The sequence below is a fragment of the Gemmatimonadota bacterium genome, from assembly GCA_016719105.1.
Classification (GTDB): Bacteria; Gemmatimonadota; Gemmatimonadetes; order Gemmatimonadales; family Gemmatimonadaceae; genus SCN-70-22.
The window spans coordinates 133,115-148,575 of the sequence record JADKAQ010000003.1 but is presented as its reverse complement, the minus strand read 5'-3'; the positions used below and the strand labels follow the sequence as shown (position 1 = coordinate 148,575).

The following is a 15,461-nucleotide window of genomic DNA, read 5'->3' as shown; positions in this document are numbered from 1 at the left end:
CTACCTCCCCGCCCCGACGCGCGCATCGTTGCCGGCACCCGTGCCGGCGCCGAGTCGGCGCAGCACCAGCTCCGACGTCTTGCGCAGCGTCTCGAAGACCCCGGTGCCCACGAGCGCATCGGCGGCGAAGCTCGGGACCGCACGGAAGTTGAGCGCGTCGTCGAGCTCCGTCGGCGTGAGGATCAACTCGCGCGGCAGGTCCTGCTTGTTGTATTGCAGGACGACGGGAAGCGCGCGGGCGTCCACGCCCTGCTCGGCCAGCACCTCGTGCATGTCACGCAGGCTCTCGAGGTTCTCGTCGAGCTGCCGGCGCTGCGAATCGGCCACGAACACCACGCCGTCGGCCCCCGTCAGCACCAACTTCCGCGTCGTGCGATAGTAGATCTGCCCGGGGACGGTGTAGAGCTGGAAGCGCGTCTTGAAGCCCGAAATCGTCCCGAGGTCGAGCGGGAGGAAGTCGAAGAAGAGGGTGCGTTCGTTCTGCGTCGCCAACGAGACCATCGCCCCGCGCCGTCCATCGGGGACGCGATCGTAGATGTAGTGCAGGTTCGTCGTCTTCCCCGAACGACCGGGACCGTAGTACACGATCTTGCAGGTGATCTCGCGGGAGGCGTAGTTGACGATTGGCATGGGCGCGATGCTGGCGAGGGGAGACCCCTCAGCCCAGCCCCTCCAGCGCGCGCTGCAACGAGACGCGCAGCAACCCCGGGTTTGCCTCACGCCCCGCGAGAACCACGATGAGGAGCTCGCCGCGCGCGGCCGCCATCAGGCGTCCCGCGGCCGCGTCGAGCGACAGCAGGCGCACCGCCCCCGCCTCCGAGCACTCGGCCGATTGGTGCGCGCGGCGATGCAGCGCGGTGGCGAACGCGGCCAGGGCATCGACATCGACGTCCACGTGCGCGCTCGATTCGATCGGCAGTGCGTCGCGCACCGACGTCACCACGACGCCCCGCACGCCACGCAAGCGGGCGAGTGCGGTGATCGACGGTGAGAGGGTGCGCGCGCTCACAGGGCGTCCATCCAGGCGTTGGCCCGTTGCCGGGCGCGATCGAGGAGCAGACGGGGCAAGCCGGCGGGCGTCCCCGCCGGCGTGGCGACGAGCGTCACCGTGTCGCCCTCGCCCGGGGCGAGGGCGAGCGTCAGGGCCTCACACTCCACGAGGAGGTGCTCCCAGGCCCCGATTTGCAGCTGTCGGAGCGCCCCGCGCGCCTCCCCGGAGAGCCCCGACAGCTCGGCGGCCAGCGCATCGGCCCGGTCGAGCCCGGACGCCACGCCGGCATGCCCAGCCAACACGAGCCCGTCGCCATCGACGAGCAGCGCGAACCGCGCCCCGCCCCGCGTCACCGCTCCGAAGGGGGGGCGATCGTCAACGGTGGCGCCCGCCGCGTCCTCGGCAGACAACACCGGCGTTGCCGGCTCTGCGTCCGTCGACGGTGGCGCGCCGAGCCCGAGGCGCGGCCCGTCGACGGCAGGCGCCACGTCGGCGGTGGCGTGCGTGTGGGCCGCGGCCAGCGGCGCGAGCTCCGCGCGCACGCCGGGCGCCGGGTCGACGGCGCCCGACGGCGTCGCCCCGCCCTGCGCAGGGGCATTCGGCGGCGCGGGACGCCCGGGCGACGTCGCGCCCGCCGCCGCGCCGTGCAGCTGTCGGCCCGCCGCCATCACGCGCGGATCGGTCGGGGCGATATCGTGGGCCCCCCGCCACCAACGCAGCGCGGCGTCGCGATCGCCGATGCGCAGTGCCAGCCATCCGAGCCCGAGTCGCGCGCCAACGTGCCGCGGATCGAGGCGCAGCGCCATCTCCCATTCGTCGCGGGCGCGGCCCGCGTCGCCGCCGTCAGCCGCAATCCTGGCGAGGATGTCGTGCCCATCGGCATGATAGGGGTGGCGCTCGAGTCCGCGCAACGCGGTCCGCTCGGCGGCGGGCAACCGGCGGGCGCGGCGCAAGGCGTCGGCCAGGGGGACCCACCCCATGCCCGCAGGGTCGCGCGCCAGCGCTTCGCTCAGGCGTGCAATCTCGTCAGGCATCGACCGCCTCCAGCACGGCGCTCAGGCGCGAGGCGTGCGCGATGGCGTCGCGCGCCTGGTCGGCCAACGGCGATCCCGGGCTCGCGACCACGACGCGCTGCCAGTGGGCGATGGCCTGTCCCAGCTCGCCACGCCGCGCCGCGAGACGCGCCGCCTCCATGAGCGCGTTGGCATTGCGCCCGTCGAGTTCCAGGGAATGCCGCAACTCCTCCTCCCCCTCCATGTCGCGCTCGAGCAGGAAGAGGGCGCGCGCCATCAGCAGACGCGCCTCGGGATCGCGCGGCGCGAGCGCGATGGCGGTCGCGCTGAACGAGAGCGCCTCCTCGGCCCGCTGGTCGCGCAGGGCTTCGCGCGCATCGTTGAGCAGCGTAGCGAGTTCGGCGGGCTCACTGCGAAGCGTGGCCAGCGGCGCGGGCTCACGCACGACGATCACCCCGGTGGCGACGAGACCGAAGGCGATCTTGGCCACGTCGAAGTCGCTGCGCCCCAGGCTCGCGGCCACGGCGCGCAGGTCGCGCTCGCCATCGATGGCGGCGAGCACCTCCCACTCGTGCGGGAGCAGGTCGAGCGACGAGGGATGTTCGGCGTCGGGCGGCGCAAGCGACGGCACCACGCCGACGTGGGCGATGCGCTGCTGGATGTGCGCCCACTCGTCGATACGGCGCGCCCCCTCCATCAGCAACGCCTCGGTCGTGACGGTGGTCGTGGCATCGACCGACATCCCGTCGAGGTCGACCTCGGCAAACGAGAAGAACCCCTCTTGCCACGACATCAGCTCGAAGACGACCGCCTCGACCTGGCGACGCACCTGGCGGTCCAGCTCGCGCTGCGAGAGGCCACCCTGTGCGACGAGGATCTCGCCCAGCCGCCGGGTCTCGCCCGGTTCCTGTTGCGTCGCGCGCGCCTTCTCCAGCGTCGCCTCGTCCACCTTGGCCGCGCGCACGAGGATGGCGCCTAACGGGTGCGGGTTCGAGCGTACGGTCGCCGAGACCACGCGTCCATCCTTGAAGTAGACCGTCCCTTCGTTGTCGCGCAGCGCCGAGGTCACGCGCAGCCGCCCGGTCTTCCGGCTCAAGTCGAGCAGCTGGAAGACATCGTGGATGCCCAACTCGCGGAGCGGTCCCTCAATGGCCATGAGGGCTCCCGGCGTCGTCGCGCTGCGGACGCCCGACGAAGATGCGGCGCAGGTCCTGCGCCGTCCGCGTGTCGCGCCGGGCGCGTCGCGCGAACGGGCTCGCCGGTTCGAGGTCGCCCACGCGCTCCCACTGCGCGATCGCCTCGTCATACCGATGCGCTTCGGCGAGGAGGACACCGCTGAAGTAGAGCGCCGCCACATGATCGGCGTCGAAGCGCAGCACGCGCGTGAAGGCGAACCGTGCATCATCGCGACGCCCGGCCAGGAAGAGCGACTCGCCCAACGACGCCAGGGCGTCGAGATGATACGGATCGCTCTCGAGGAAGGTGGCGAGCAGTTCGACGGTCTCGAGGGCACGCCCGGTCTCGCGACGCAACGCAGCGAGCGCGAGCGCCGCGTCAGCGTACGTCGGGACGCTCACGAGCGCCGCCTCGAGCTCGCGTTCGGCGTCGTCGAACAGGCCGGCCACGCGCAGCAGTTCCGCCAGCTGCACACGGCAGGCGGCAAAGTCCTCGTCGAGTGCGATCGCGTGGCGATACGATTCGATGGCCAGGAGGTCGTCGCCCATGGCGTGCGCCACGCGCCCGATGGCCTGCAGGACGTCCGGCCGCATCGGCGCGAGGCGTCGCGCGCGCGCCAGCACGTCCTGGGCCGCCGCACCGTCCGCCGTCTCGGCGTACACCTCGCCCACGCACAGCAACGCGTCGACGTCGTCGCCGCGCTCCGCCTCGACCCACCGTGCCACCTCGAGCGCCTCCTCGTAGCGACGCAGCATCACCAGGGCACGCAGCTCGCCGACCGCGGCGGGGGCCAGCGCGGGGGTCATGGCGCGCGCCTCGCGAAAACGCTCCAGCGCCTCACCGGCCACGCCGTGGGCCAGGAAGACGTCGCCTAACGCCACCAGCCCCAGGTCGCGTGGCGCCCCGTCGGCCATGGCCCGGCGCAGCTCGGTGCACGACCGCTCGAGATCCCCCTCGGCGGCCAGGGCGAGGCCCGCCGAGAACGGGGTGCTGCCACGCGGCCCCCCCAGTGAGGACGCCGACGGCGCGATCTCGTCGAAGAGCTGTTCCAGCGCCTGCGGTTCGAAGGCGAAGTCCTCCACCGCCCCATCGCGACGGTCACCCGCCATGTCGGGCGCCACCTCGAGCAGCGGATCCTCGAATTCGAGGTCGACGGCGAGCTCGAACTTCTGCGGCGTGTAGTACGGGTCGATCTCCAGGGCGCGCTTGGTCTCGCGCAGCGAGCCGGCGAAGTCGCCGAGGTTCGAGAGGGCGAAGCTGAGGTTGTAGTGGGCCTCGGCGTAACCGGCGCGCACCTCGACGGCCCGCGCGAACGCGTTGCGCGCATCCTCGAACTTGCGCAGGTGCGCCAGCACGAGCCCCACGCCGTTCCACGCGACGGGATGGTCGGGGACGAGGCGCAGCACCTGTCGGTACGCCTCGAGGCATCGCTGGTGCTCGTTCTGTCGGAACAGCAGCAACGCGAGGTTGAGGCGTCCCTTGATGAAGCCGGGCTCGTCCTGCAGGGCTCGACGGAAGGCGTCGAAGGCGCGGTCGGGGCGCCCGGCGTGGAAGTGCGCCACGCCGAGGTTGTTGAGCGCGAGTACGTAGTGCCCGTCGGCCGCAATGGCGCGCTCGTAGCTGGCCGCCGCGTCGGCGTGCCGTCCGTCCTGGTGCAGGGCGATGCCGCGCTCGTTCCACAGCTTGGGCGAGTGCGGATGCTCTTGCAACAGGCGATCGTAGAGCTGCACCGCGGCCGCCGACTCCTTGCGCAGCAGGTGCACCTCGGCCATCGCCTGCAGGACCAGGATGCGATCCTCGCCGCGGTCCATCGCCAGCCGGTACTCGCGCAGCGCTTCCGCCAGGTACCCCTTCTGCCGGAAGGCGAGGCCGAGGTTGAAGTGCGCGAGCTGCCCATCCTCGGCCACTCGCATCTGGTCGGGGAGCCCGCGTGCCTCGCGCGCCTCGCGCACGCGCTCGTACGAGCGGGCGTCGAAGCGTTCGAGCGAGAGGTTGGCGTGCGCCTTGCCCAGCGAGGGATTCAGCTGCAAGGCACGCTGGCTCGCCTCGCGCGCCTCCTGGTGCCGCCCCAGGTCGCCCAGCACGAAGGCCAGGAGATACAGCGCATCGGCATCGTCCGGTGCGAGCTCGACCGCACGTTGCAGGTGGCGGAGCGCCTCCTCGTTGAGCCCGCGATGATACGCCGTCTGCCCCAGGTGGAAGTGGAGCACCGCGCGCTCGGGTGCCAGCTCCACCGCGTGCTGCAGCCAGCGCTCGGCGTGCTCGGCGTCGCCACCGGCATTCTCGGCGAGCGCCAGGTGCAACATCGCATCCACGTCCTCGGGATCGTCGCGGAGCAGCGTGCCGAACGCGTCGGCGGCCTGGCGCGTATCGCCGAGCAGCGCGTAGGTGCGTCCGAGTTCCCATCGGGCCGCGCGATCGCGCGGGTGCGACCGCAGCCGCTCGCGCAGCTCCTGCACGCGGGCGTCGTAGTACCCCGAGTTGAAGTAGGCGATCTCCAGGTTGCGCTGCGCGATCGTCATGCGCGGGTCGAGTTCGAGCGCGCGCGTGAACTGGGCCACCGCCTCGGCGGTCATCCCCTTGTTGAAGTACAACACGCCGAGGTTGTTGTGCGCGCCCGCGTCACCGGCATCAATCCGGTGCGCGAACGACCGCAGGACCTCGCGATCGCGATCCGAGGAGAGCACCACCGTCATCCGGTCAGCCCAGGCGCACCGCTCGCAGGATGGCGCGCAGCGACGGCATGTCGGGGAGCAGGAGGAAATAGCCGCGCAGGTGCTCGTTGGCCTCCTGCATGAAGAACTCGGTCTCCACGCAGAAGACGAGGTCACGATCGGACCCGAACTGCAGGTAGGCCGTCGTCAGCACGGCCCGCGACATGTCGATGGCCAGCGACGGCGGCGAGGGAAGGAGAAGGAGTCCCATGAACTCGCTCAGCGCGTTCATGTACGCCCCGCTCAGGATGTTGCCCGCCTCCTTGATCGCCGACTGCTCCAGCTCCGTGAGCTCCCCCGCGCCCGCGTGCGGACGGCGCAGCAGCAGTTCCCCGAGGCGGATGGCCGTCGGCTTCGGGAAGACCAGGAGCGTCCGCCCGGTCAGGTCGCCCAGCATGTTCATCAGCACCGCGGCCACCGGCTCGTCAGGCGCGGCGATGGACGGGGGGACTTCCTCCAGCGGCGTGATGTTGATCGTCGGGACCGCGATCATGATCGTCTGCCCTGTCATCTGCGACAGCGCGGTGGCCGCGTGCCCGGCGCCGATGTTGGCGACTTCGCGCAGGGCATCCAGCTGCATTGGCTTGAGACTCAGCAGATCAACCATGACTCGCTCCCGTCCGACGTTATCCTGCGTTAGAGCAGGCTACTCACTTCGAGAATGAGCGCCGCCGACCCGTCGCCCATGATCGTGGCGCCGTTGAAGCACGATGCCGCGCCGCGCACGGCGTCGAACGGCTTCACGACGATTTCTTCCTGCCCCAGCAGCTGGTCCACCACCAACCCCGCCCGGCGCTCGGCCAGCTCGAGCAGCACCACGTGCGACGCCGACGCGTCGCGCCCCGTGGCCTGACCGGGGAGCCCGACGACGTCGCGCAGGTGGAGCAGCGGGAGAACCTCCTCACGTATGACGATCACCTCGCGCCCGCGTACCGATCGCACCACCCCGCGGGAGAGCTGGAGCGTCTCGGTGACGTGGGTCAACGGAAGGGCGTATGATTCGTCCCCAACCCGGGCCAGGAGGGCCGGGATCACCGCCAGGGTGACCGGGAGGCGCAGGGAGAAGGCGGTCCCCGCCCCTTCGAACGACTTGAGGTCGACCATCCCTCCAAGCGCGCGGACACGCGACAGGACGGCGTCGATCCCCACGCCACGTCCCGACAGCTCGGTCACCCGGTCGGCGGTCGAGAAGCCGGCGCGCGAGATGACGCGCAGGATCTCCTCGTCTTCCAGCGCGTCGCGCTCCTCGTCCACCAGCCCCATCGCCTTCGCCTTCGCCAGCACCTTGGCCCGGTTGACGCCGCGGCCATCGTCGCGCACGCGGATCACCACGGCGCTGCGTTCGCGCGTGGCGCTGAGCGTCAGGCGGCCCGCGGCGGGCTTGCCGGCGGCCAGGCGCGCGTCGGGGGCCTCGATGCCGTGATCGATCGCGTTGCGCAGCAGGTGCACCAGCGGGTCGGCGACCTGCTCGAGCAGCGAGCGATCGAGCTCGATCTCGCGCCCCTCGATCACGAACTCGACGTCCTTGCCCAACGCGCGGGCCGCATCGCGCACCACGCGCGGAAAGCGGTCGAAGACCTGCCAGACCGGGACCATGCGCCCTCCCAGCACCCCATCCTGCAGCTCGCCGATGAGGCGTGAGGCCTCGGCGACCGCCTCATCGAGCACGGGGTCGTCGTGCGTGGCGGCGCGCTGCGCCAGGCGCCCGCGCACGATCATCAGCTCGCCGACCAGCGTCATCAGGTGGTCCAGGCGACGCAGGTCGATGCGCACGTAGCGCTGGAGCGGAGCCTTGAGCACCTCGCTCCCCCAGGTCGCCGCGAACTGTGCCTCTGCTTCCGAGCGCGGAACAGCGGCACGCTCGGCGGGGGCACCCGCCGACGAGGACCGCTCGCGCAGGGGCGCGTCGCGCACCACCCGCGCCTCGTGCACGAAGCCCGCGGCACGCAGCGCCGCCACCACCGACGCGTCGTCGGCGTCGCACACCAGGCGCATGGCGAAGCACCCGTCGAAGTCGTCGCCGAGCATCGAGGCCTCGTCAGGCACCACGGTGGTCACCGCGCCTAACGCCCGGGCGCGCGCCACCACGAGCTGCGCGCGTGCCCCGGGGAGGATCGTCCCCGGCTCGAGGGTGACGTGCACCGCGATGCCGTCGCCCGGCGGGACCGTCCGGCTGGCGTCCGCGGCGCGAGCCAGAGGCCCCGCGGCGCGATCGCGCCCTTGCAGCCGCTCCACCAGCGAGGTGACGTCGAGCGCCGACTCCTGCGCCGTGGCCGAGGCCTCGATGGCGTGTTCCAGCGCGTCGGCCGCATCGAACAGGAGCGTCACATGCTCCCCTTCCAGCGCCTGATCTCCCGCGCGCACGCGCGACAACAGGGTCTCCATCGCGTGGGAGAGCGAGCCAACGGCGGCGTAGCCCATCACGCCGCTCATCCCCTTCACCGTGTGCACGGCGCGGAAGATCGCGTCCACCGAGTCGCGCCCCGCCCCCGTCGCGGCCTCCGCGGGGGCGTGCTCCAGCGCAATCAGCGCCTGATTGATGACGACGAGATGGTCGCGCGCCTCGGTGAGGAAGAGCTCGCGATACCGGGCGGAGTCCATGCGCGCGCTCCCGAGGTGCTGACGCGCGACGTCAGCCGAGGACGCGCTGCACCGCCTCCAGCACGCGCGACGGCTGGAAGGGCTTCACCACGAAGTCCTTCGCCCCAGCCTGAATGGCCTCGACGACCAGCGCCTGCTGCCCCATCGCGCTGCACATCAGGACCTTGGCCCCCGGATCGTTGCGGGTGATCTCACGCACCGCGTCGATCCCGCCCATGTCGGGCATCACGATGTCCATCGTGACCAGGTCGGGGCGCAACTCGCGGTAGCGATCGACCGCCTGAGCCCCCGTTTCCGCCTCGCCCACCACGTCGAATCCCGCCTGCTGCAGGATGTCGCTCAGCATGGTGCGCATGAAGATCGCGTCGTCGCAGATCAGTACCGTGTGGCTCACGCTCGTGTCTCCCCGGAGAGGCGTTCGCAGCCGCCTGCGCGGCACGCGCCACCCCTAGGCGAGCGTCTGCCGCGCGAGCTCCTGCAGGTCCACGGCAAGGACGATTCGGTCGCCAAAATGTCCCATTCCCACGAGCGACTTGTCAGCGGGCTCCACGGTGGCCGCCACGAAGTCCGCGGCCGAGTACGCCTGCACGTCCAGCACGTCGTCGACGAGCAGCCCAAGAGTGCGTGATTCGGTGACGGCGATCACCACCGACGGATCGTCGCCCACCGATTTGCCACGCCCGAATCGTGTCGCCAGGTCGACCACCGTCACCAGCGTGCCGCGCACGTTGAGCAGCCCTCGTACCGACGCCGGGGCCCCGGGAAGCCGAGTGATCTGGCGCGCCGGGACGATCTCGCGCACCTGCGCCTGCGGCACGGCGAAGAGCGCGCCCGCCCCTTCGACGATCACGTACGACTGGCTCACGCCCCGACCTCCGGCGGCTCGACGTAGAAGTCGTAGCGCTCCAGCGGATCGCGCTCGTCGCGCAGCGTCGGGTCGTCGGCCACGGTCGCCAGCGATCCTCGCAGGTCGGCGGGGAGCGGCGCCCGCAGGTCCATCGCCTTGCGAGTCATCGGGTGCACGAAGCGCAGCCACGCGGCATGCAGGAAGTGGCGCTTGGGCGCGAGCCCGATGAGCGCTCGCCCGCCGCCGCCACCGTACGTGTCGTCGCCCATGACGGGGTGGCCGATCGAGGCGAGGTGCACGCGAATCTGGTGCGTGCGCCCCGTGTGCAGGTGGGCGCGCAAGAGGTCCCCCGCGTCGAAGCGCGCCAGCCGGCGAAAGGTCGTGCGCGCCGCCTTCCCTCCCTCGACGACCGCCATGCGCTGGCGATCGCGCGGATCGCGCGCGAGTGGCTTGTCGACCGTGCGCTCGTCGGCGTCGAGGTGTCCCCAGATCAGCGCGGCGTAGCGGCGCACCACCCGTCGCTCGGCGATCGCCGACGAGAGCAGGCGATGCACGCGATCGTGCTTGGCGACGAGCAGCAGGCCGGAGGTGTCCTTGTCCAGACGATGCACGAGCCCGGGGCGCTCGTCGCCCCCCGCCTCCGACAGCTCGCCGCCGCGCCCCACGAGGGCGTTCACCAGCGTTCCCGTCCAGTTGCCCGGGGCCGGATGGACCACCATCCCGGCCGGCTTGTCGATCACCACGAGGTCGTCGTCCTCGTACACGACCACGAGCGGAATGGCCTCGCCAAGGATCTCGCGCGGGGCCGGCGGCGGGACGAACACCTCGACCGATTCGCCGGCAACCGGCTTGTAGGACGCCTTCTCGCGACGCCCGCCCAGCGTGACGTGCCCGTTGGCGATGAGCGTCGCCGCCTGCGTGCGCGACAGTCCGCCGTGCGTGGCTACCAACGAATCGAGGCGAACATCGCTGTTCGCCTCGCAAACAAAGGAAAACCGGGTCCCCTGGGCGAGCGCGCTCACGTGCGCACGCGGGAACTGCCCGACACCGTACGCGCGGCCGTCTCCCGCTCGTCGGTCACGCGTGCCGTCTGCTCGTCCTCCCGCCACAACACGGTCGCCAGCAGGATCGCCCCCACAGAGACCGCCATGTCGGCGACGTTGAACGTGGGCCAGCGCATGTCGCCCACGCCCACGTCGATGAAGTCCACCACCCCGTTCGGCGAGATGATGCGGTCGATCAGGTTGCCGATTGCCCCGGCCGTCACCAGCCCCACCGCCATCACGCGCCACCGGTTGCCATCCTCGGTGGTGCGATACAGGTGATAGAGGATTCCCAGCGCGCCGACGGTGAGCGCGAGGAAGATCCAGCGCGAGTACGGCCCCAGGTGCAACCCGAAGGCGGCCCCCGGGTTGTAGACCAGCGTCCAGCGGAACCACTCGGCGTCGCCGAAGACGGCGCGCGGGACGCCGCGCGGCCACAGCACCGCCTCGGCGACCGACTTGGTGATGCGGTCGGCGACGACCAGCACCACCACGATCGGCCAGTACGTCAGCGCGTTCCTAAGACTTCTTGGCATCTTCTTCCCGCTGCTTGCACTTGATGCAGTAGCGAGCGTGCGGAAGGGCGTCGAGTCGCTCGAAAGCAATCTCGTCGCCGCACTGGTGGCACTTGCCGAAGGTCTCGGGCGACTTGTACAGGCGACGCAGCGCCTGGTCGATGTGCCAGAGGAACCGCCCTTCCTGGCTCGCGAAGAGGAACGCCTTCTCGCGCTCCATGGCATCGGTCCCCTGATCGGCCATGTGGAACGAGTAGGACGAGAGGTCGCCGTCGGACGACTGGTCCGTGGCGTTGAACACCTCGTCGTACTTCCCCAGCTCCTTGAGGACACGCTTGCGCTCGTCGAGCAGGCGCTTCTCGAAGTGCTGCAGGTGCTTCTTGCTCATCGGCTTCGGCTTCTTGGGAGCCGCCGCACCACTCGCGCCACTGGTCGATGCCATCGTTATTCGTCCCTGGTCAGGGCGACGTGCACGGAGAGTCCGTCGATCTCCACGGCGTGCGTCGCTTGTTCGGCCACCACCTCGTCACGTCCGACCGTGACGTCCCGGGCAAGCACCTCGCCCGCGATCCAGTCCTTGTACTCCGCAACCGCCTCCTCGATCTCGCCGGCCCCCCAGATCCAGAGCCGGATGCGATCGGAGACGGCCAGGCCGGTCTCCTTGCGTAGCCGCTGGACGCGACTCACCACCTCGCGCGACAGCCCCTCCCGCTTCAGGGCCGGGGTCAGCGCGGGATCGATCGCCGCGAAGCGTCCCAGGGCCTCCTTTACCACCAGCGCCCCCGACGCCCGCCGCAGGATCGTGAGATCCTCGCCATCGAGCGTATGGGTCTCGCCTTCCACGGTGAGCGCCAGCGGCTCGCCATGTTCGAACGCCCGCAGGTGCTCGCTGGCCAACGACTGCACCGCCTTGGCCGCCAGTGGCGTCGCCTTGCCGAACTTCTTGCCTAACGACCTGAAGTTCGGCTTGGCCTCCAGCGTCACCAGGTCGTCGGCCGAGGTGGCGAGGGCCACCGCCTTCACGTTCAACTCCGACTGCAGGAGCGCCAGGAGCGGTTCCACGTCGCCCACCGCCTCGCGCGGCACCACGCACACGACCCGCGACAGCGGCTTGCGGACGTTGACCCCCGCCTCTTCGCGCGCCGCACGCCCCAGCGTCGCCAGCTCCCGCACCTCGACCATCCCGCGCTCGAGCCCCAGGTCGCGACGCGTCGCCGCTCCCGACTCCCGCACGTAACGGGCGAGGTGCACGGAAGTTCCCGTGAGCTCGCGATGCATCCAATCCGTGACGAACGGCGCGATCGGCGCCAGCAAGCGCGTCGTGACCACGAGGCACTCATGCAGCGTCGCAAAGGCGGCCCGGTTGTCGGCGCCGTCGACGTCGTAGAAGCGGCTCCGCGACTGGCGCACGTACCAGTTGGAGAGATCGTCAACGACAAAGGTCATCAGGGCGCGGGCCGCGGTCGTGGAATCGAAGCCCTGCATCGCCCCCTGCACCGCCTCCTCCACCGCCGCCAGGCGGGAGAGGATCCAGCGATCGAGCACCGGACGATCGGCCACCGCCGGGTCCTGCGCGGACGGCGCCCAACCGAAGTTGGCATACAGCGCGAAGATCCCGCTGTACACGTTCTTGAGCGTGACCAGGAAGCGCGCAGCCGTGTCGCGGACGGCGTCGACATCGAACTGCTTCGGCGTGCCGAGCTGGCTCGACGCGATGAGGAAGAGGCGCACCGCATCGGCACCATGCGAGGCGATCACCTCCCACGGATTGACCACGTTGCCGCGCGTCTTGGACATCTTGACGCCGTTCTTGTCGAGCACGAGGTCGTTGACGACCACCGCGCGATACGGCGCGGCCAGCGCCGCGCTTCCTGCGCCTGCGGCCTCCGGTCGCCCAGTGCGCGCGTTGTTAGGCAGCGCGTCGCCCAACCCCGTGGCGATCGCCAGCAGCGAGTAGAACCACCCGCGCGTCTGGTCGAGTCCCTCGGCGATGAAGTCGGCCGGATACTGCTGCGCCGTGCGCTCCTGATTCTCGAACGGGTAGTGCCACTGCGCGAACGGCATCGATCCCGAATCGAACCAGGCGTCGATCACCGCCGGCACGCGACGCATCGTCCCCGTCCCCGACTTGGCGGGCCACGTGTACGCGTCGATGAACGGCTTGTGCGGATCGAAGTCGGTGCCGAGCGTCGTCCCGCTCTTCTCGGCGAGCTCGGCGTACGACCCCACCACCTCGATCTCGTCGGGATCCTCGTCGTTCACCCAGACGGGGAGCGGCGTCCCCCAATAGCGATCACGCGAGACGGCCCAGTCGATGTTGTTCTTGAGCCACTCGCCAAATCGCCCTTCGCCCACCTCGCGCGGATGCCAGTCCATCGCTGCGTTGCGGGCCAGCATGTCGTCCTTGAACGCCGTCGTGCGGATGAACCACGACTCGCGGGCGTAGTACAGCAACGGCGTCTTGCAGCGCCAGCAATGCGGATACGCGTGGAGCAGCTTCCCCACCTTCCACAGCGTGTCCTGTTCCTTGAGCACCTCGACGATGCGGGCGTCGGCGTCCTTGACCCACATCCCCCCAACGACGGGAAGCTCATCGCCAAAGCGGCCGCGCGCATTCACCGGCTGCAGCATCACGAGGCCGTGCTTCTGCCCCATGGCGTAGTCGTCGGCGCCGAAGGCCGGCGCCATGTGCACGATCCCGCTGCCGTCCTCGGCCGAGACGAAGTCGGCGGTCACGATCACCTCGTGACGCCCAGTCCCCTCGCCGTACGGGACCCAATCGAGCGGACGCCGGTAGCGCTTCCCCTCGAGGTCGCGTCCCGTGAGGCGCTGTACGACGTCCCAGCGATCGGTGTAGTCGTCGCCGAGCACCGCCATCGCCCGCGCCGCCGCCAGGATGATCGTCCAGTCGGCGCCGGTCTTCTTGCGCAGCTCGACGTACTCGAGATCGGGATGTACCGCCAACGCCACGTTGGACACCAGCGTCCACGGCGTCGTCGTCCAGACGATGAGCCGGCGGCGCCCCTCGTCTTCCCGTCTTCCCGTCTTCCCATCGTCCACGAGATCGAGCGCGATGAACAGCGACGGGTCCTCGACATCCTCGTATCCCTGCGCCACCTCATGCGACGAGAGCGCCGTCCCGCACCGCGAGCAATACGGCAGGATCTTGTGTCCGCGATAGAGCAGCCCCTTCTCGTACATCGTCTTGAGCGCCCACCACTCGCTCTCGATGTAGTTGTTCGTGTACGTGACGTATGGATCGTCGTAATCCATCCAGTTCGCCACGCGCTCGACGAGCCGCTCCCAATCCTTGCGGTAGGTCCAGACGCTCTCGCGGCACTTGGCGTTGAAGGCCTCGACGCCGTACGCCTCGATGTCCGGCTTCCCCGTCAGCCCCAACGCCTTCTCCACCTCGATCTCGACCGGGAGGCCGTGCGTGTCCCACCCGGCCTTGCGGTCCACGAGGTGCCCGGTCATCGTGCGATGGCGGCAAAAGAGGTCCTTCACCGTGCGCGCGAAGACGTGATGGATCCCCGGACGACCGTTCGCCGTCGGGGGGCCATCGTAGAAGACAAACGCCGGACTGCCGGCCCGCTCGAGAAGCGTTCGCTCGAACAGCCGTTCGTGGCGCCACGTCGCCAGGAGTTCCTGCTCCAGCTCGTCCGCCGGGCGGTCGGCCGGCAACAGTTGGTAACGGCCGTCGCTCACATCCGCTCCAGCACGCCGGTGATGAGCGACGTCAGGTGCGGCTCGGCTCGCGCCGCCACGCCGATGATCGTGTCCAGTGATGCAGGCTCCAACGCGTCCGGCAGGCACAAGTCGGTGATGATGGAGACGCCGAGCACGCGCATCCCGCCGTGCACGGCGACGATCACCTCGGGTACCGTCGACATCCCCACCACGTCTGCCCCCATCGCCCGCAGCATCCGGTACTCGGCGCGCGTCTCGAGGTTGGGACCAGTCACGGCGACGTACACCCCCTCCCGCAGGGTGATGCCCTGGCGCCGTGCCTCGGCGCGCGCCAACTCCCGCAGCGCCGGATCGTACGGCTGCGACATGTCGGGGAAGCGCGGCCCCAGGCGATCGTCGTTGCGCCCGAGCAGCGGGTTGTCACCGAGCAGGTTGATGTGGTCGGCGATGAGCATCAGGTCGCCCGCCTCCCACAGGGGGTGCATCCCGCCACACGCGTTGGACACGACGAGCGTGCGCGCGCCTAACGCCCGCAGGACGCGCACCGGGAACGTCACCTGCTGGAGCGAATAGCCCTCATACCGGTGAAAGCGACCCTGCATCGCGATGACCGACTGGCCGGCCAGCGTCCCGCACAGCAACCGTCCGGCGTGCGACTCGACCGTCGACAGCGGAAAGCCGGGGATGTCACCGTACTCGATGGACTGCTCCACCTCGATGGCCTTGGCCAGCCCCCCCAACCCCGTGCCTAACACGATCGCCACGTCCGGCGTGCGGGTGAACCGCGCGCGCACTGCGGCCGCCGCCGCTTCAATCGCGTCCCAGGAATGCCCGATATCTGTCGTCACTCGTGTGCTCGTCTGCTCGTCGG

General features: G+C 70.3%; 14 protein-coding genes. All 14 read right to left on the bottom strand.

Annotation, left to right across the window (positions count from 1 at the left end; all coding sequences use genetic code 11):
• Genes IPN47_07390 through IPN47_07325 form a run of 14 tightly spaced genes read right to left on the bottom strand, consistent with a single transcriptional unit; the run spans position 1 to position 15,426 of the window.
• Entirely contained in the window at positions 1-630 is a 630-nt protein-coding gene (locus IPN47_07390) for a GTPase domain-containing protein (GenBank protein MBK9407866.1), read from the bottom strand.
• 28 nt (positions 631-658) lie between these two features.
• On the bottom strand, positions 659-1,009 hold the full coding sequence (locus tag IPN47_07385) for a roadblock/LC7 domain-containing protein (GenBank protein MBK9407865.1): 351 nt from the start codon (positions 1,007-1,009) through the stop codon (positions 659-661).
• A complete protein-coding gene (locus IPN47_07380) occupies positions 1,006-2,025 on the bottom strand; it encodes a roadblock/LC7 domain-containing protein (protein MBK9407864.1) in 1,020 nt (339 codons plus the stop codon). Before IPN47_07380 ends, IPN47_07385 begins: the two co-directional genes overlap by 4 nt.
• The gene (locus IPN47_07375) at positions 2,018-3,160 is read right to left on the bottom strand and encodes a DUF4388 domain-containing protein (GenBank protein ID MBK9407863.1); all 1,143 of its coding nucleotides are present in this window, start codon (positions 3,158-3,160) and stop codon (positions 2,018-2,020) included. The genes IPN47_07380 and IPN47_07375 overlap by 8 nt, the downstream gene beginning before the upstream one ends.
• Positions 3,150-5,870, bottom strand: coding sequence for a tetratricopeptide repeat protein (locus IPN47_07370; protein MBK9407862.1), 2,721 nt, complete (start codon positions 5,868-5,870; stop codon positions 3,150-3,152). The genes IPN47_07375 and IPN47_07370 overlap by 11 nt, the downstream gene beginning before the upstream one ends.
• A 10-nt stretch (positions 5,871-5,880) precedes the next feature.
• Complete coding sequence (locus IPN47_07365) at positions 5,881-6,501, bottom strand: chemotaxis protein CheC (GenBank protein ID MBK9407861.1); 621 nt, start codon at positions 6,499-6,501, stop codon at positions 5,881-5,883.
• A gap of 29 nt (positions 6,502-6,530) precedes the next feature.
• A complete protein-coding gene (locus tag IPN47_07360; GenBank protein ID MBK9407860.1) occupies positions 6,531-8,495 on the bottom strand; it encodes a chemotaxis protein CheA in 1,965 nt (654 codons plus the stop codon).
• A gap of 31 nt (positions 8,496-8,526) precedes the next feature.
• Positions 8,527-8,889, bottom strand: a complete 363-nt coding sequence (locus tag IPN47_07355) for a response regulator (GenBank protein ID MBK9407859.1) — start codon at positions 8,887-8,889, stop codon at positions 8,527-8,529.
• A 54-nt stretch (positions 8,890-8,943) separates the two neighbouring features.
• Positions 8,944-9,360 carry a purine-binding chemotaxis protein CheW gene (locus IPN47_07350; protein MBK9407858.1) on the bottom strand — a complete coding sequence of 139 codons (417 nt, stop codon included), beginning with the start codon at positions 9,358-9,360 and terminating at the stop codon, positions 8,944-8,946.
• On the bottom strand, positions 9,357-10,364 hold the full coding sequence (locus IPN47_07345; protein MBK9407857.1) for an RluA family pseudouridine synthase: 1,008 nt from the start codon (positions 10,362-10,364) through the stop codon (positions 9,357-9,359). Before IPN47_07345 ends, IPN47_07350 begins: the two co-directional genes overlap by 4 nt.
• Entirely contained in the window at positions 10,361-10,921 is a 561-nt protein-coding gene (gene lspA / locus IPN47_07340) for a signal peptidase II (protein MBK9407856.1), read from the bottom strand. The genes IPN47_07345 and lspA overlap by 4 nt, the downstream gene beginning before the upstream one ends.
• On the bottom strand, positions 10,905-11,342 hold the full coding sequence (locus tag IPN47_07335) for a TraR/DksA C4-type zinc finger protein (protein MBK9407855.1): 438 nt from the start codon (positions 11,340-11,342) through the stop codon (positions 10,905-10,907). Before IPN47_07335 ends, lspA begins: the two co-directional genes overlap by 17 nt.
• 2 nt (positions 11,343-11,344) lie before the next feature.
• Positions 11,345-14,608: an isoleucine--tRNA ligase gene (locus IPN47_07330; GenBank protein MBK9407854.1), complete on the bottom strand. Its 3,264-nt coding sequence runs from the start codon at positions 14,606-14,608 to the stop codon at positions 11,345-11,347.
• On the bottom strand, positions 14,605-15,426 hold the full coding sequence (locus IPN47_07325; GenBank protein ID MBK9407853.1) for a purine-nucleoside phosphorylase: 822 nt from the start codon (positions 15,424-15,426) through the stop codon (positions 14,605-14,607). The genes IPN47_07330 and IPN47_07325 overlap by 4 nt, the downstream gene beginning before the upstream one ends.
• Positions 15,427-15,461 lie beyond the last annotated feature (35 nt).